The sequence below is a fragment of the Leucobacter soli genome (genome assembly GCF_042659205.1).
In the GTDB taxonomy this organism is placed as follows: domain Bacteria; phylum Actinomycetota; class Actinomycetes; order Actinomycetales; family Microbacteriaceae; genus Leucobacter; species Leucobacter soli.
The window spans coordinates 1-15,764 of record NZ_JBHSRW010000040.1 but is presented as its reverse complement, the minus strand read 5'-3'; the positions used below and the strand labels follow the sequence as shown (position 1 = coordinate 15,764).

The 15,764-nt window shown below is 69.4% G+C and carries 13 protein-coding genes and 4 tRNA genes; 10 read left to right on the top strand and 7 right to left on the bottom strand.

The genetic code is table 11. The features are described 5' to 3' along the window. The 4 genes from ACFPZL_RS04600 to dxs form a co-directional block, all read left to right on the top strand. On the top strand, positions 1-234 hold a 234-nt coding region (locus ACFPZL_RS04600; RefSeq protein ID WP_382334774.1), incomplete at its 5' end, for a DUF3710 domain-containing protein. After that, a complete protein-coding gene (locus tag ACFPZL_RS04595) occupies positions 231-1,052 on the top strand; it encodes a DUF3159 domain-containing protein (RefSeq protein ID WP_218115011.1) in 822 nt (273 codons plus the stop codon). The genes ACFPZL_RS04600 and ACFPZL_RS04595, both read left to right, overlap by 4 nt. A gap of 101 nt (positions 1,053-1,153) precedes the next feature. After that, the gene (acnA, locus tag ACFPZL_RS04590) at positions 1,154-3,823 is read left to right on the top strand and encodes an aconitate hydratase AcnA (protein WP_218115012.1); all 2,670 of its coding nucleotides are present in this window, start codon (positions 1,154-1,156) and stop codon (positions 3,821-3,823) included. A 72-nt stretch (positions 3,824-3,895) separates the two neighbouring features. Then, positions 3,896-5,797 carry a 1-deoxy-D-xylulose-5-phosphate synthase gene (gene dxs, locus ACFPZL_RS04585; RefSeq protein WP_218115013.1) on the top strand — a complete coding sequence of 634 codons (1,902 nt, stop codon included), beginning with the start codon at positions 3,896-3,898 and terminating at the stop codon, positions 5,795-5,797. 144 nt (positions 5,798-5,941) lie between these two features. Here the strand turns inward: dxs and ACFPZL_RS04580 are convergent, their stop codons facing one another. From ACFPZL_RS04580 to ACFPZL_RS04565, 4 genes are all read right to left on the bottom strand, one after another. Beyond that, positions 5,942-8,107 (bottom strand): 3-hydroxyacyl-CoA dehydrogenase NAD-binding domain-containing protein, encoded by a 2,166-nt coding sequence (locus tag ACFPZL_RS04580; protein WP_218115014.1) that lies wholly within the window; start codon positions 8,105-8,107, stop codon positions 5,942-5,944. A 2-nt stretch (positions 8,108-8,109) separates the two neighbouring features. After that, positions 8,110-9,294 carry a thiolase family protein gene (locus ACFPZL_RS04575; RefSeq protein WP_382334776.1) on the bottom strand — a complete coding sequence of 395 codons (1,185 nt, stop codon included), beginning with the start codon at positions 9,292-9,294 and terminating at the stop codon, positions 8,110-8,112. A 163-nt stretch (positions 9,295-9,457) separates the two neighbouring features. Continuing rightward, positions 9,458-10,624, bottom strand: a complete 1,167-nt coding sequence (locus tag ACFPZL_RS04570; RefSeq protein WP_218115022.1) for an HRDC domain-containing protein — start codon at positions 10,622-10,624, stop codon at positions 9,458-9,460. A gap of 68 nt (positions 10,625-10,692) precedes the next feature. Continuing rightward, positions 10,693-11,304 carry a DUF3000 domain-containing protein gene (locus ACFPZL_RS04565; protein ID WP_218115016.1) on the bottom strand — a complete coding sequence of 204 codons (612 nt, stop codon included), beginning with the start codon at positions 11,302-11,304 and terminating at the stop codon, positions 10,693-10,695. Between the two features lie 115 nt (positions 11,305-11,419). Here ACFPZL_RS04565 and zapE point away from each other — a divergent pair, with 115 nt between their 5' ends. Then, positions 11,420-12,475 carry a cell division protein ZapE gene (zapE, locus tag ACFPZL_RS04560; RefSeq protein ID WP_218115017.1) on the top strand — a complete coding sequence of 352 codons (1,056 nt, stop codon included), beginning with the start codon at positions 11,420-11,422 and terminating at the stop codon, positions 12,473-12,475. After that, complete coding sequence (locus ACFPZL_RS04555) at positions 12,472-13,146, top strand: hypothetical protein (RefSeq protein WP_236022017.1); 675 nt, start codon at positions 12,472-12,474, stop codon at positions 13,144-13,146. Before zapE ends, ACFPZL_RS04555 begins: the two co-directional genes overlap by 4 nt. A 28-nt stretch (positions 13,147-13,174) precedes the next feature. Here ACFPZL_RS04555 and ACFPZL_RS04550 read toward each other — a convergent pair whose 3' ends face one another. Then, positions 13,175-13,828 (bottom strand): dihydrofolate reductase family protein, encoded by a 654-nt coding sequence (locus ACFPZL_RS04550; RefSeq protein WP_218115018.1) that lies wholly within the window; start codon positions 13,826-13,828, stop codon positions 13,175-13,177. A gap of 102 nt (positions 13,829-13,930) precedes the next feature. Here ACFPZL_RS04550 and ACFPZL_RS04545 point away from each other — a divergent pair, with 102 nt between their 5' ends. Continuing rightward, the gene (locus ACFPZL_RS04545; protein ID WP_218115019.1) at positions 13,931-14,497 is read left to right on the top strand and encodes a DUF308 domain-containing protein; all 567 of its coding nucleotides are present in this window, start codon (positions 13,931-13,933) and stop codon (positions 14,495-14,497) included. Between the two features lie 36 nt (positions 14,498-14,533). Here ACFPZL_RS04545 and ACFPZL_RS04540 read toward each other — a convergent pair whose 3' ends face one another. Both ACFPZL_RS04540 and ACFPZL_RS04535 read right to left on the bottom strand, forming a co-directional pair. After that, entirely contained in the window at positions 14,534-14,935 is a 402-nt protein-coding gene (locus ACFPZL_RS04540; protein WP_236022018.1) for a DUF1801 domain-containing protein, read from the bottom strand. Between the two features lie 43 nt (positions 14,936-14,978). After that, a tRNA-Val gene (locus ACFPZL_RS04535) sits at positions 14,979-15,051 on the bottom strand. Positions 15,052-15,255: 204 nt separating this feature from the next. On the opposite strand from ACFPZL_RS04535, the gene ACFPZL_RS04530 reads away from it, so the two are divergent. The 3 genes from ACFPZL_RS04530 (at position 15,256) to ACFPZL_RS04520 (ending at position 15,540) form a co-directional block, all read left to right on the top strand. Then, positions 15,256-15,331 (top strand) — tRNA-Gly (locus ACFPZL_RS04530). Between the two features lie 41 nt (positions 15,332-15,372). Continuing rightward, positions 15,373-15,443, top strand: a tRNA-Cys gene (locus tag ACFPZL_RS04525). Positions 15,444-15,468: 25 nt separating this feature from the next. Further along, positions 15,469-15,540 (top strand) — tRNA-Val (locus ACFPZL_RS04520). The last annotated feature ends 224 nt before the right edge of the window (positions 15,541-15,764 follow it).

Below are 15,764 nucleotides of genomic sequence, written 5' to 3'. Positions count from 1 at the left end.
GAGCAGGGCGGCGGGGTGCGCGTCGCGCGCTTCGTGGGCGTCGATGGACCCCGCTGGCTGCTGCGCGGCGTGATCATGGGACGCGCGACCGTCGATGCCGAGGCCCGTGCCAAGATCGACGAGATCTTCCGAGAGACCGTGGTCGTGCGAGGCGATCAGCCGATGCCTCCGAGCGAGCTGCTGCTGCTGACGATGCCGGCAGGCGTGCCCCAGGCCGGGCCGGGAGCCGCGTGAGCGAGCCCGCTCAGGACGCCGGGCGGGAGGCGGCGCCGGAGCACGGGCAGGTCCCGGAGGCGAAGGGATCTGACGGGACGGAATCGGACGGGACGGCCGCCGGCGCCCCGCGGGGCGGACTGACCCGCGCGGTCGCCGCTGGACTCGAGGGCGAGTCGGTCAGCGCAGGCGGCGTGCTCGAGATCATCGGCGGGTGGCGCGGAGTCGTCGAATCACTGCTGCCGGCCACGGTGTTCCTTGTGGTGTTCGTCGTGACGCGCGAGGCGCGGATCGCCGCGATCGCTCCCGTGGTCATCTCGCTCATCGCGGTCGCCGTGCGACTCGTGCGCCGGGAGACGCTCTCCTCCGCGCTCTCGGGGCTGCTCGGCGTGGCGGTGTGCGCCGCAGCCGTGCTGTTCACCGGCGACGGGCAGAACTACTTCGTGCCCGGCTTCTTCATCAATGCCGCCTGGATCCTCGCCTATACGATCTCGCTCGCCTTGGGATGGCCGCTGATCGGCCTGCTGCTCGGCTTCGTGCGCGGATCCTTCACCGAGTGGCGTCGGGTCCGGGTGCTGCGGCGGGCCGCGGCGCTGTGCACGGCGCTGTGGGCGATCGTGTTCTCGGCGCGGCTCGCCGTGCAGCTCCCGTTCTACTTCGCCGCGGAGCAGGGCCATGACGGCGCGCTCGAGGCGCTCGGCGTCGCCAGGCTCGTCATGGGCGTACCGCTGTTCGCCCTCGCCGCCGTGTTCACGTGGCTCGTCCTGGCACGGGTGAACGCCGCCGCGGGGGATCCTGCTCACGAGGAGCACGACCCCGTCCAATCATCGGATGAATAACACGCCGACCCGTTCTGCTGGACGCGGCTCGGCGGGCGTTCTGCCGCGGAGTTCCGTGTAGAATTGTCTCGACATCGAGATATTTTCGAAACGGAGCGGTCATGGCATCACTCAATAGCTTCGGTGCGCAGACCACCCTCACGGTGGGCGGCGTCGAGCATCAGATCTTCAGCATCGACAAGGTGGCGGGGTCGAAGCGACTGCCCTACAGCCTGAAGGTGCTGCTCGAGAACCTGCTGCGCACCGAGGACGGCGCCAACGTCACCGCCCAGCACATCGAGGCACTCGGCAGCTGGGATCCGGCGGCCGAGCCCGATACCGAGATCCAGTTCACGCCCGCGCGCGTGATCATGCAGGACTTCACCGGTGTGCCCTGCGTCGTGGACCTCGCCACGATGCGCGAGGCCGTCGTCGATCTCGGCGGCAGCCCCGACCAGATCAATCCGCTGGCCCCCGCCGAGATGGTCATCGACCACTCGGTCATCTCCGACGTGTACGGCACGCCGGGCGCCGCGGCGAAGAACGTCGAGATCGAGTACCAGCGCAACGGCGAGCGCTACCAGTTCCTCCGCTGGGGCCAGGGCGCCTTCGACGAGTTCAAGGTCGTGCCCCCGGGCACCGGCATCGTGCACCAGGTCAACATCGAATACCTGGCCCGCGTCACCTTCACACGCGAGGTCGACGGCGCACTCCTGGCCTACCCCGACACCTGCGTCGGCACCGATTCGCACACCACCATGGAGAACGGCCTCGGCGTCCTCGGGTGGGGCGTCGGCGGCATCGAGGCCGAGGCCGCGATGCTCGGCCAGCCCATCTCGATGCTCATCCCGCGCGTCGTCGGGTTCAAGCTCTCGGGCCAGATCCCCGCCGGCGTCACCGCGACCGACGTGGTCCTCACCATCACGCAGATGCTGCGCAAGCACGGCGTCGTCGGCAAGTTCGTCGAGTTCTACGGCGAGGGCGTCGGCTCGGTGCCGCTCGCCAACCGGGCGACCATCGGCAACATGAGCCCCGAGTTCGGTTCGACCGCCGCGATGTTCCCGATCGACGACGTGACGCTCGACTACCTGCGCCTCACCGGTCGCAGCGATGAGCAGATCGCGCTCGTCAAGGCGTACACCCAGGCTCAGGGCATGTGGCACGATCCGGCCCACGAGCCCGAGTTCAGCGAGTACCTCGAACTCGACCTCGGTACCGTGGTCTCGTCGATCGCCGGCCCGAAGCGCCCGCAGGACCGCATCGAGCTGAGCCGCGCGAAGACCCAGTTCGAGACCGATCTCAAGAACTACGCCCAGGCCTCGAACCCCGCGAAGGTCACGGACGAGAAGGGGCGCGAGTTCGAGCTGGATCACGGCGCGGTCACCCTCGCCTCGATCACCTCGTGCACCAACACCTCGAACCCGTCGGTCATGCTCGCGGCGGGCGTGCTGGCGCGCAACGCGGCCGCCAAGGGGCTCAAGGCCAAGCCGTGGGTCAAGACCACGCTCGCCCCGGGCTCGAAGGTGGTCACCGACTACTACGAGAAGTCCGGGCTCAAGACCGACCTCGAGGCGCTCGGCTTCTACACGGTCGGCTACGGCTGCGTGACCTGCATCGGCAACTCGGGCCCGCTGAACGACGAGATCTCGCAGGCGGTCAACGACAAGGACCTGGCCGTCACGGCGGTGCTCTCGGGCAACCGCAACTTCGAGGGCCGCATCAATCCGGACATCAAGATGAACTACCTCGCGAGCCCGCCGCTCGTGATCGCGTACTCGCTCGCCGGCACGATGGACTTCGACTTCGAGACCGAGTCGCTCGGCCTGGACGGAGACGGGAACGACGTCTTCCTGCGCGACATCTGGCCCGACCCGGTCGAGGTGCAGAAGATCGCCGACACGTCGATCGACTCCGACATGTTCGTCTCGAAGTACGCCACGGTCTTCGACGGCGACGAGCACTGGACCTCGCTGCCCACGCCCGACGGCAACACCTTCGCGTGGGACGAGAACTCGACCTACGTGCGCAAGGCCCCGTACTTCGACGGCATGGAGCTCGCGCCGTCGCCGGTGAGCGACATCTCGGGAGCGCGCGTGCTGCTGAAGCTCGGCGATTCGGTCACGACCGACCACATCAGCCCGGCGGGCAGCTTCAAGGCCGAGACCCCGGCCGGCCAGTACCTCGTCGCCAACGGCATCGCGCCGAAGGACTTCAACACGTACGGATCGCGTCGCGGCAACCACGAAGTGATGATCCGCGGCACCTTCGCGAACATCCGCATCCGCAACCAGCTGCTCGAGAACGTGGAGGGCGGCTTCACCCGCGATTTCACCCAGGAGGGCGGCCCTCAGGCCTACGTCTACGACGCTTCGCAGAACTACCAGGCCGCGGGCATCCCGCTCGTCGTGCTCGGCGGAAAGGAGTACGGCTCCGGCTCCTCGCGCGACTGGGCGGCGAAGGGCACGAGCCTCCTCGGCGTCAAGGCCGTCATCACCGAGAGCTTCGAGCGCATCCACCGTTCGAACCTGATCGGCATGGGCGTGCTGCCGCTCCAGTTCCCGGCGGGCGAGAGCGCCGACAGCCTCGGACTCGACGGCACCGAGACGTTCGACATCTCGGGCGTGACCGCGCTCAACGAGGGCGTCACCCCGAAGACGGTCGCCGTCGTCGCCACGAAGGCCGACGGTTCCACCGTCGAGTTCGACGCGGTCGTACGCATCGACACCCCGGGTGAGGCGGACTACTACCGCAACGGCGGGATCCTCCAGTACGTGCTGAGGTCGCTCGTCTAGGCGGTTCCGCTTAGAACAGGGGCGGTTCCGGGCATGCGCTCGGGACCGCCCCTGTTTCACTAGACTGGTGTGATGCTCGAACGAATCACCGGACCGCGCGATCTGGATGCGCTGAGCGGTGACGAGCTCGAGGCGCTGGCCGCCGAGATCCGCGAGTTCCTGATCTCCGAGGTCGCAAAGACCGGCGGGCACCTCGGCCCGAACCTGGGCGTCGTCGAGCTGACCATCGCCCTGCACCGCGTGTTCGACTCCCCGCGCGATCCGGTCGTATGGGATACCGGCCACCAGGCCTACGTGCACAAGCTCCTGACGGGTCGGCAGGACTTCTCCCGGCTCCGCCAGCGCGGAGGCCTCTCCGGCTACCCCCGTCGCGCCGAGAGCGAGCACGATATCGTCGAGAGCTCGCACGCTTCGAGCTCGCTCAGCTGGGCCGACGGCATCAGCCGCGCCTTCGCCAGCACCGGCCAGGCGGATCGCCACGTGGTAGCGGTCGTCGGCGACGGGGCGCTGACCGGAGGCATGACCTGGGAAGCGCTCAACAACATCACGGACGACAACGACCGCAACCTGGTCATCGTGGTGAACGACAACGGGCGATCCTACGCGCCGACGATCGGCGGCATGGCGCGATTCCTCAACAGCGTGCGCGTGACCGGCGGCTACCGGGAGCTGCAGGAGGGCAGCGAACGCTTCTTCGGGCGCCTCGGCGCTCCGGGGCGCACCGTCTACCGTGCGACCCGCGGAGCCGTGCGCGGCTTCGTGAGCCGGGCTTCGGGAAACCAGGATCTCTACAGCAACCTCGACATCAAGTACGTCGGCCCGGTCGACGGTCACGATCTCCAGGCGCTGGAGCACGCGCTGCGCCAGGCCAAGGAGTACGGACGCCCCGCCCTCGTCCACGTGATCACCGAGAAGGGCCGGGGGTACGCTCCCGCGGAGAACGACGAGGCGGATCAATTCCACGCGATCGGCCAGATCGATCCGGATACCGGGCTCGCGATCGGCGGCGGCGGCGGCCCGAGCTTCACCGGCGTTTTCGGCGATCGCATCGTCGAGCTGGCCACGGAGAACCCGCGCATCGTCGGGATCACGGCCGCCATGCTGGCGCCGACCGGTCTGGAGGCGTTCGCGAATCGATTTCCGCAACGGGTCTACGACGTCGGCATCGCCGAACAGCACGCGGTGACCACCGCCGCGGGGCTCGCCTACGGCGGACTGCATCCCGTTGTCGCGATCTATGCGACCTTCGCCAACCGCGCCTTTGACCAGCTGCTCATGGACGTCGCCCTGCACCGGGCCGGGGTCACCCTCGCCCTCGACCGGTCCGGCATCACCGGCCCGGACGGCGCGAGCCACAACGGGGTCTGGGACCTCGCGATTCTGCAGGTCGTCCCCGGCATCAGAATCGCCGCGCCCCGCGACGAGGCGACGCTCCGCGAGCTGCTGGGGGAGGCGGTCGCGATCGACGACGGCCCGACCGTGATCCGCTACCCGAAGGGGCCGGTCGGCGATCCGCTTCCGGCGCTGCGGCGGACCCCGGAGGGCGTTGACGTGCTCGCCGAGACCGCGGACGACGGCGCCGATGTGCTCTTCGTGACCGTCGGTCCGATGGCCAGGATCGCGCTCGACGCGGCGGCCCTGCTCGCCGAGGAGGGCATCACCTCGACCGTGATCGACCCGCGCTGGGTGGTACCCGTGAACGAGGCGGTGACCGAGCTCGCCCGGCGGCACCGACTGCTGATCAGCATCGAGGACGGCATCCGCGTCGGGGGAGTGGGCACCCGGATCCGGCAGGCACTGCGCGACGCCGGCGTGGACACCGCGGTCGGCGAGCTCGGCGTGCCCGACGAGTTCCCGGAGCACGCGACGCGCGGTGAGCTGCTTGCGGAGGCGGGCCTCACTGCCGAGCGAATCGCGGCCGACGTGGCCGAGCAGGTGCGCGGCACCCGAATCCCGATCGCGCGCCCCGAGTAGGCGTGGCCCTGCGCCCGCGCAGAACCTCCTGATCCGTCATTCCGCGCTCGTGCAGCGAGTCGCAGGATCCAAGCCGATCGAGACCGAGGTGGATCCTGCGACTCCGTACTGCGTGCTCCGCGCAGAATGACGGGCGGAGGAACCTTACCCGTGGGTTCCCGCGATCGGCGGGTGGTGGAATTTGTCGCCGAAGGCGCGCTCGCTGGCACCGACCCGATCGAGGTAGGGCGTCGCCCCGCCCGCCTGGAACGGCCAGCCGGCGCCGAGGATCATGCAGAGGTCGATGTCCTCGGCCGCGGCGACCACGCCCTCGTCGAGCATGAGCTTGATCTCGTTCGCCAGTCCCTCCTGCACGCGGCGGAGGATCTCCTCCTCGGCGACGGGGGAGGTGCCGAGGATCAGCGCCTTCTTCGCGGCCTTCGAGAGGTCGACGACCTTGCCGTGCTTGTCCTTCTCGACGACCTGCTCGAGGTCTGCGGCGCGGTGCAGGTTCTCGGAGGCGTAGAAGCGGTCGGGGAATGCACCGACCATCGTGTCCTGCACGTGGGCGGCGACCTTCCAACCGACCAGGTCGATCAGCTCGAAGGGGCCCATGGGCAGCCCGATCGGGGCGTAGGCCCGCTCCACGGCGGCGACCGGGGTGCCGTCGTCCAGGGCACGGGCGGCCTCGCCGAAGACCTTCGCCAGCAGTCGGTTCACGACGAAGCCGGGCCGGTCGGCCGTGATCACCGCGCTCTTGCCGAGTCGCTTCGCAACCTCCATCGCGGTCGCGAGCGTCGCCTCGTTCGTGGTCGGCACCTTCACGACCTCGATCAGCGGCATCACGGCAACCGGGTTGAAGAAGTGGAAGCCGACGAGGCGCTCGGGGTGCGCGAGCTTCGCTCCGATGTTCTCGACCGAGAGGGACGAGGTGTTCGTCGCGATGATCGCCGTCTCGGCGATGATCGGCTCGATCTCCGCGAAGACCTGCTGCTTGACGCCGAGCTCCTCGAACACGGCCTCGATCACCCAGTCGCAGTCGGCGTAGAGCGACTTATCGGTCGTGCCCTGCACGAGGGCGCGCACCTGGTTCGCGTCGTCGGGCGTCAGGCGCCCCTTCTCGAGCATCTTGTCGATCTCGCCGCGGATGTAGTCGAGCCCCTTGTCGACTCTGGCCTGATCGATATCGGTGATGAGGACCGGCACCCGCAATTTCCGGGCGAACAGGAGGGCGAACTGGCTCGCCATCAGCCCGGCGCCGATGATCCCGACCTTCTGCACCTTTTGGGCGAGCTCCTTGGGCGGGGCGCCGGCCGGACGCTTGGCCCGCTTCTGCACGAGGTCGAAGGCGTAGATCGAGGCGTGGAACTGGTCGCCCGAGATCAGCGACGTCAGCGCCTCGTCCTCCCGTGCGAAGCCTGCGGCGATATCGCCGTCCTTCGCTGCGGCGAGCAGATCCAGCGCGAGGTACGGAGACTTCGCTGCGGTGCCGATCCGGCCCTTGAGCGTGTCCCGCGCGATCTTGATGGCGATCGGCCATTTCGTCAGGCGCTCCATCTTGCCCGGGACATTCGGCCGTTCGACGGTGATCGCCCCGTTCAGCACGCCGTCCGCCCAGCGGACCGAACGCTCCAGGAAGCTCGCCGCACCGAACATGACGTCGAAGAGCCCCGCGTCGAGCGCATCCTTCGGCTTCAGCATGCGGTTGTTCTTGAGCGGGTTGGAGACGATGATCTCGATCGCCTTCTCGATGCCGACGAGGTTCGGGACGATCGTGGCACCGCCCCACCCGGGGATGAGGCCGAGGAACACCTCGGGGAAGGCGAGTGCCGCGGTGGAGGAGTCGAGCGTGCGGTAGTCGCAGTTCAGGGCGATCTCCATCGCTCCGCCGAGGGCGAGCCCGTTGACGAAGGCGAAGGAGGGCACGCCGAGCTTGCCGAGCTTCCCGAGCACGAAGTGGCCGTACTGGGCCATCAGCCGCGCGTTCTCCTCGTTCGCCAGCGTGGAGACCTTCGACAGGTCGGCGCCCGCGGCGAAGATGAAGGGCTTGCCGGTCACCGCGACGGCGCGGATTTCGCCGCTCCCGGCGCGTGCGGCGAGCGCGTCGAGCGCGGCCCCGAGCTCCTGGAGCGTGCGGGGGCCGAGAGTGTTCGGCCGCGTGTGGTCGTGCCCGTTGTCGAGGGTGATCAGGGCGAGTACGCCGCCGGAGGGGAGGGCGACGTCGCGCACGTAGCTGTGCGTGACCACCTCACCCGTGTCGCGGCCCCCGTCGGAGGCGGGGCCGGCGGCGTCGAGGAGCGGAGTGAAATCGATGGCGGTGTAGTCGGTCATGGTCACTTCTTCCCCTTCTTCCCGTCGAAATGCGGGTTCTCCCAGATCACGGTGCCGCCCTGGCCGAGGCCGACGCACATCGCGGTGAGCCCGTAGCGGACGTCCGGTCGCTGCTCGAACTGGCGCGCGAGCTGGAGCATCAGGCGCACGCCGGAGGCGGCGAGCGGATGGCCGAAGGCGATGGCGCCGCCCCAGGGGTTCACCCGGGGGTCGTCGTCGGCGATGCCGAAGTGGTCGGTGAAGGAGAGCACCTGCACGGCGAAGGCCTCGTTGAGCTCGAAGATGCCGATGTCGTCGATCTCGAGGCCGGCGCGCCGCAGGGCCTTCTCCGTCGAGGGGACCGGCCCGAGACCCATGACCTCGGCGGGCACGCCGGCGAAGGCGAAGCCGACCATCCGCATCTTCGCGCTCAGCCCGAGCTCCTTCGCGGTGTCCGCGCCGGCGAGGATCGACATGGTCGCGCCGTCCGTGAGCGGCGAGGACGTGCCGGCGGTCACCCGTCCGTGCGGCCGGAACGGGGTCTTGAGCCCGGCGAGATCGTCCATCGTGGTGTTGGGGCGGCGGCCCTCATCCTCGGTCGCGAGCCCCCAGCCCGCTTCCGAGCGGAACGCGACGGGGACGAGATCCGACTGGATGTCGCCGCGGTCGTAGGCCGCCTGGACCTTGTGCTGGCTGAGCATGCCGAAGCGGTCGGCCCGTTCCTTGGTGAGCTGCGGGAACCGGTCGTGCAGGCGCTCGGCGGTGACTCCCATGTTCAGGGCGTCGGGGCTGACGATCTTCTCCGAGACGAAGCGGGGGTTCGGGTCGGCATCGAGGCCGATCGGGTGGCGGCCCATGTGCTCGACGCCGCCGGCGATCGCGACGTCGTAGTGGCCGGCGCCGATCGCGCTGCCGGTGAGGGCGACCGTGGTCATGGCGCCCGCGCACATGCGGTCGAGCGCGAAGCCCGGGACGGAGATCGGCAGGCCGGCGAGGATCGCGGCCGTGCGCCCGAGGGTGAGCCCCTGGTCGCCCTGCTGGGTCGTCGCGGCGATGCCGACGTCGTCGACGCGGTCGAGGGGGAGCCCGGGGTTGCGCTCCAGCAGCCCCTGCAGTGCCTTCACCGCGAGGTCGTCGGCACGGGTGCCCCAGTACATGCCCTTTTCACCGGCGCGCCCGAACGGGGTGCGGACCCCGTCCACGAACACGACTTCTCTCTGTCCGGCCACTGTTCCTCCTTTGAAACGAGCCTGTGCATCCGAGCCTTCTCCGTGTCGGCGAAGGCCACGCATTCAATACTAGGAATGATGATCGGTCGCGGGGCGATGCGGTACGGAATCACGATCCGAGCTCCGGGGCACCCGCACTGGATTATGCGACCTCTACAAAAGCAGCAGAGATCAATGGTGCAGTAATCACAATCTGCCAGGGTCGTGCGCCGAGTGCGGCGAGTCGTTCCGACACCGCCTCCGCGGTCGCCGGACGAGGCGGATCCCAGGCCACGCGACGGAGCGTGTCTGGAGTGAGCAGGTTCTCGACCGGCATGTGCTGCCGTTCCGCTTCGGCCGCCACCGCCTCCCGGGCCGCGGCGAGCCGTGCCGCCGCATCCGGGTGCCGCTGCGCCCAACCCCGGTGATGGGGCATGGCGTCGCGATCCCGCGGTCGGGGCCCCGGAGGGTCGTCCGTGGTCTTACCGCGCAGCGAGGCGCGCCACCAGCGATCGAGTTCGCTACGGCTCGCCCGGCCGGTGAAGTCCTTGTTGGCGGCCAGTTGGCCGGCGGATCGCGGCTGCGCCTGGGCCGCCACCACGATCGAGGAGTCGGGGAGCAGGCGCCCGGGAGCGACATCCTTCTCGCGGGCGAGCTCGTCACGGGCGAGCCAGAGCTCCCGAGCGATCGCGAGCTCCCGCGGGGACTTCAGCCGGTTGCCCCCGTTGAGGCGGCGCCACGGCTCGGCCTGCGGCGCCTTCGGGGGCCGGATCCGCGTCGCCTCGAACTCCTGCTCCGCGATATCGCGTTTGCCCTGCGCATCGAGCTCGGCCGCGATGGCGTCGCGCAGCTCGGGCAGAAGAGCGACGTCGAGCGCCGCGTACTCGAGCCAGTCGTCCGGGAGCGGCCGCCTCGACCAGTCCGCGGCCGAGTGCGCCTTGTGCAGCCTGATCCCGAGCAGGCGCTCGACCAGGCTGCCGAGGCCCACGCGTTCGAAGCCGAGCAGACGCGAGGCGAGTTCCGTGTCGAAGAGGCGCTCAGGTGTGAGGCCGAGCGCTGCGAGGCAGGCCAGATCCTGACTCGCGGAGTGCAGGATCCACTCGTCCTCGCCCAAGACGTCCGAACCGAGCGCCTCGGCGAGCGGGGCGAAGCGGTCGATCCCGACGGGATCGAAGAGGAAGGTGCCGGCGCCACGGCGGAAGACCTGCACCAGATAGGCATCGGAGCCGTAGCGGAAGCCCGAAGCCCGCTCCGCGTCGACGCCGACCGGACCGGATCCGGCTGCGAGCATCTCGGCGGCGTGCTCGACCCCGCCATCGTCGACCACCATCGTCCAGTCCGTGTCGAGCTCGTGCTGCTCGAGCACCTCGGCGGGTTCTGCCTCCCGGGAATCCGTGCTCATGCGCGACTGCCGCGCTGCGCGCGCTTCGCCCCGAGCGAGGCGACCCCCTCCTGATGCGGCAGGCCGGCGAGCAGGCAGAGCAGCTCGCCCCAGGCCTCCGCATGCGCGCCGAAGCCGCCGCCCTGCGGCGTCCAGGAGGCGCGGATCTCGATCTGGGCGGCATCGCCCTGGCTCTCCAGCGTGCCGAAGCCGGTCGAGAGCGTCTTCGTGGCCGTGCCCGAGGCGTACGTGTACTCCGCCCCCCGGGAATCGAGCGCATCGACGAGCCAGGACCAGGCGACGTCGGCGATGAACGGGTCGACTCCGATCTCCATCTCGAGCGGCGCCTGCGCGAAGCAGACGATGCGGAACTCTCCGCCCCACTCATCCGCCGAATCGGGATCGTGCATCAGCACGAGACGCCCGGCGCCGTAGGGAGAGTCGCCCTCGTCGTCCGCAGGATGGGAGGAGCCGTGCGCCACGCCCGCCGCGAAGGCGACGGAACGCGGAGCGATCCGCTCGGGAGCCGGGATCTCCCGCACCTGCAGTTCCCGCCGGAGCTGTGCTGCGCGCAACTCCGCCGCCGCGGCGTCGAACACCGCGTCGTCGCTCGATCCTTCAGCCTTCACACAGCAGAGACTAGGCTTCCCGTCCGGGCGCACCGGGTTGCCACGCCGGGGAAGAGGAAGGGCGGACCCCGGGGTCGGCGTACGCAACCCGCGGCCCCGGCTAGACTGGTCGGCGATGTCCGATTCCTCGCAGCACAGTTCCGCCCGCCTCGTCGATCGTCATCCCGACATCGCCGGAACCGAACTGGTGGCTCGGATGGTACCGCCCCGGCAGTTCAACGGGGCGACGTTCGACTCCTATCGTCCGGACGACGACCACCCGTCCCAGGCCGAGGCCAGGGACACGCTCCGCCGTTTCGCGGAGCCGGCGCAGCCGATCGCCCACGGAGGCCTGTTCGGGCGGAAGAAGAAGGCCGAGGCCCAGCCGGCTCCGACGAAGCCGGGGGTCTATCTCGACGGCGGCTTCGGCGTGGGCAAGACGCACCTGCTCGCCGCGACCTGGCACGCGACCGCGGGGCGCAAGTACTTCGGCACCTTCATCGAGTACACCGCGCTGGTGGGGGCACTGGGCTATGCGGGCGCGATCGGCGTGCTGCAGGGCGCCCGCCTCATCTGTATCGACGAGTTCGAGCTCGACGATCCCGGCGACACCATGCTGATGACCCGCCTCATCGGCGACCTGGTGAAGACCGGATCGCGTATCGTCGCCACGTCGAACACGCCGCCGAACGCACTGGGCGAGGGCAGGTTCGCGGCCGCCGACTTCCTGCGCGAGATCCAGGCGATGTCCGATCGCTTCGTGACCATCCGCATCGACGGGGTCGACTACCGGCAGCGCGATATCGACGGCGAGGCGGTCGTGCTGAGCGACGACGCCTACCGCTTCACCCTTGCCGACGTCGCGGCATCCGGTGAGCGGATGACCGACGACGCCTTCGACGAGCTCATCGCCCACCTGGCCACCGTGCATCCGTCGAGCTACGTCGGCATGCTCGGAGGCGTGCAGACCATCGGCCTGCGCGAGGTCCATGAGCTCACGGACCAGTCCGCTGCGCTGCGCTTCGTCGCGTTCATCGACCGCGTCTACGACGCGCAGATCCCGATCCGCGCGACCGGCGTGCCGCTCACCTCGATCTTCGGGGGCGGCATGCTCGACGGCGGCTACCGCAAGAAGTACCTGCGCTGCATGTCGCGGCTCAACGCGCTCACGCAGGGCACGGTCGAGGCGTGAACGAGCTCGCCGAGCTGCTCGGCGGACTGCCGCCCTGGGCTCAGCTGCTCGGTCTGCTGCTGCTCGGCGGGCTCGCCGTGGGCCTCCGCCGCCGGAACTCGGCGAGATCGCGATCGGGCGGATCGAGATCCGGGACGCCCCGCTCCTCGAGGCCGCGATCTTCGCAGCAGCGATCCTCGGCTCCGGCGGTGCTCCGCTCCGATCGATCAGACGGATCCGATCCCTCCGCGGCGCACGCGCAGGACCCGGGGGAGAGTCCCGGCAGATGGGGCGACGAGGCGACGCGCGATCTGACGTCCGCGGAGATCCGGAGGCTGGAACCGAGCTACGCTCCAGAGATCGACGGAGAGCCCGATCCCGGAGAAATCGTATGGACCTGGGTGCCCTACGCCGAGAACGACGGACGCGGCAAGGATCGGCCGGTGCTGATCATCGCCCGAATCGACGACGAGACGTTCGCAGGATGCTACCTCAGCACGAAGCAGCATCGCGGTTTCGTCTCCGTGGGCACCGGAGGCTGGGATGCGCAGGGCCGTGAGAGCTTCCTCGCCCCCGATCGTGTGCTCCGAGTCCACGCCGACGGCATGCGCCGCGAGGGGCATGTGCTTTCGAAGGATCGATTCGTGCGCGCGGTGCAGGCCGTCGCGGCGTATCGCGGCGCTGGCGGCTGAGCGCGCTGCTCGTCGGGCGCGGCCGGTCTCAGCGACGCGTGAACACGATGTGGGTGACCCCGCTCGGAGTGGTCGTCGACTCGACGTCGTAGTCGCGCTCGAGGCCCTCGAGTCCCGTCCACAGCGCTGCACCGCGACCGAGCAGGATGGGCACCTGCACCACGTGGAGCATATCGACGAGTCCGCGCTTCAGGAACTCGCGCACCGTGGTGGGGCCGCCGCCGAGCCGGACGTCCAGGCCGCCGGCTGCCTCGAAGGCCGCCTCCAACGCGGCCTCCGGCGTCGTGTCGAGAAACTGGAAGGTCGTCTCCCCGACCTGGAGCGCGGGCCTCGGGCGGTGCGTCAGCACGATGACGGGGGAGTGAAACGGCGGCTCCTCGCCCCACCAGCCGCGCCATTCGGGGTCGTCCTGCCAGCCAGGAGGGCCGAACTTGCCGGCCCCCATGATCTCGGCACCGATCCCCTCCAGACTGCGCCGTGCGAAGACGTCGTCGGGCTCATGGGCCGGGTCGACCGCCTGCCGTTCGCGATCGCCGGTCATCCCCTGGAAGGTCGGGGTGGGGAAGTACCACTCCATCAACCGCGTACCCGCATGACCGAACGGGGTCTGGAGGCTCTGGCCCGCGCCGGAGCCGAATCCGTCGAGCGAGACGGCCAGGTTGTGCGCGCGCAGCTTTGCCATGAGTGGGCTCCTTCGAACTTTCGGTCGGGATCCCAGTATGCGCTCGAGCCGGTACCCGGCGCAGCCCGGAGGGCGTACAGTCGCCGGCGCTATGCTGCGGGTATGACGTGGGAGATCGTGCCGGACCAGACGCCGCCGAACCGGAACCCCGGCGGTCGGTCGCCCTGGTGGCTGCTGGTCGCGGTCGGTGCGCTCGTCTCAGCCGCAGGGGCCGCGCTGCTCGTCTGGCCGTTCATCGCGGCCACGTGGCTCCTGTCGATCCTTTTCGGCACGGTGCTGATCGCGAACGGTCTCGCGATCCTCGTTCGCGGCCGCGGGCCGCTCGCCGCAGTCGGCGGGGTCGTGCTCCTCCTCGCCGGCGTCCTCGCGATCCTGTTCGCGGAGTTCACCGCGGGGGCGATCGTCACCTTCTTCGCGGTCGCGCTCCTCGCGCTCGGGGCGGCCTGGCTGATCCTCGGTCTCGGTCTCGCGCAGCGCGGGTCCGCCCTCGTGGTCGCGCCGGCGCTCCTGCTCATGCTCGCGGGCATCTTCGGCCTGGTCTGGCCGTCCGTCGCGCTCGCCCTGATCGCGGTCGTCGCCGGCCTGTGCACCCTCGCGCTCGGCGCTTCGATGATCTGGGGCGCGCTCGCCCTCCGGCGCGCCGTCAAGGGGCCGTTCGGATCGGCTTGAACCCCGAGCGCATTCGCCCGAGCCGACATCCGCCGCTCAGCCCCATTCCTCGAGCGTGTCAGCGAGGGAGCGCTCGAGGAGGGCGCGCAGCGCGTCGCGGTCGATCCCCGTCAACCGGGTGAGGTAGAGGCAGACCTTGCTGGCGCGATGCCGGCCGAGCGCCGCCATGAGGTCGGGCCAGCGCTCCGAGAAATCGTTGCTCAAGTAGATCGTGTGCCTCGTCGGACCGGGGGCGAAGGCGAGCAGGGGAGCCCGGCCGCCGTGTCCGCTCTCGTAGCGGTACTCGTACTCGCCGAAGCCGATGATGCGGCCGGCCCAGACCACCGGTGCCGCGCCGCTGACCTCGCGATGCAAAGCCAGTAGTTCTTCGGCCTCCGCCCGTCGCGGTCCCGTCGCGCGGTCGAGTACTTCGTCGACCGGGATGTCCGAAGGGGACATCGCGGGCTGCTTCGATGCCATAGGGGCTCCTGTACGGATTCGGTGGGCGATACCAGACTCGAACTGATGACCTCTTCCGTGTGAAGGAAGCGCGCTACCAACTGCGCCAATCGCCCCTCGGCAGCGCTGCGACGCGTTGCCAACCTCAACGACTATACACGGATTTCACGGCCGTCGTGACCACCCCATCCGGGCGCCACGCCGGTGGTATCGGGCGAGATCGGCGGGAACCCGCGGGTCTGCCGTCACATTCCGCGCGCGATTTGCGATGGCCCGGGAACACCCCCTATAGTCATTCAGGTACGCGGCAACGTGTACGTGCGGATGTAGCGCAGTTGGTAGCGCATCACCTTGCCAAGGTGAGGGTCGCGAGTTCGAGTCTCGTCATCCGCTCCAGTGGCCCGTTCAGGCGGGCCGCTTGTGGTGTCAACCACTCCGGTGGCGTGGCCGAGAGGCGAGGCAGCGGCCTGCAAAGCCGTATACACGGGTTCGAATCCCGTCGCCACCTCGCTACAATTGAACAGCCTGAACAGGCGCGATTGGCGCAGCGGTAGCGCGCTTCCCTGACACGGAAGAGGTCACTGGTTCGATCCCAGTATCGCGCACAGATAAAACCCCCGATCAGTCGGGGGTTTTTCTTTTTCGGCGCGCCCAGCGCGGGTGAGAGGCTACGGGCTACGGGTTACGGGTTACCGGCCCTCCATCCCGGCCCCATCCATCCCTGCCCGGCCGTACCCCGACTCCCGGTTCGGGGGTTACCGGCCAAAACGTGTGGATGGCGTTGGGCGTGTCATCCTCTGCCTGCCCAGCCGCTTCGGAGCCAGAGCCC

What these genes read in the sequence shown, in the direction of transcription:
- dxs (WP_218115013.1), top strand. Translation starts at nt 3,896, where the DNA reads ATGCTCGAACGAATCACCGGACCGCGCGATCTGGATGCGCTGAGCGGT.
- ACFPZL_RS04540 (WP_236022018.1), bottom strand. Translation starts at nt 14,935, where the DNA reads ATGTCCCCTTCGGACATCCCGGTCGACGAAGTACTCGACCGCGCGACG.
- zapE (WP_218115017.1), top strand. Translation starts at nt 11,420, where the DNA reads ATGTCCGATTCCTCGCAGCACAGTTCCGCCCGCCTCGTCGATCGTCAT.
- ACFPZL_RS04570 (WP_218115022.1), bottom strand. Translation starts at nt 10,624, where the DNA reads ATGGTGGTCGACGATGGCGGGGTCGAGCACGCCGCCGAGATGCTCGCA.
- ACFPZL_RS04550 (WP_218115018.1), bottom strand. Translation starts at nt 13,828, where the DNA reads ATGGCAAAGCTGCGCGCGCACAACCTGGCCGTCTCGCTCGACGGATTC.
- ACFPZL_RS04545 (WP_218115019.1), top strand. Translation starts at nt 13,931, where the DNA reads ATGACGTGGGAGATCGTGCCGGACCAGACGCCGCCGAACCGGAACCCC.
- ACFPZL_RS04580 (WP_218115014.1), bottom strand. Translation starts at nt 8,107, where the DNA reads ATGACCGACTACACCGCCATCGATTTCACTCCGCTCCTCGACGCCGCC.
- acnA (WP_218115012.1), top strand. Translation starts at nt 1,154, where the DNA reads ATGGCATCACTCAATAGCTTCGGTGCGCAGACCACCCTCACGGTGGGC.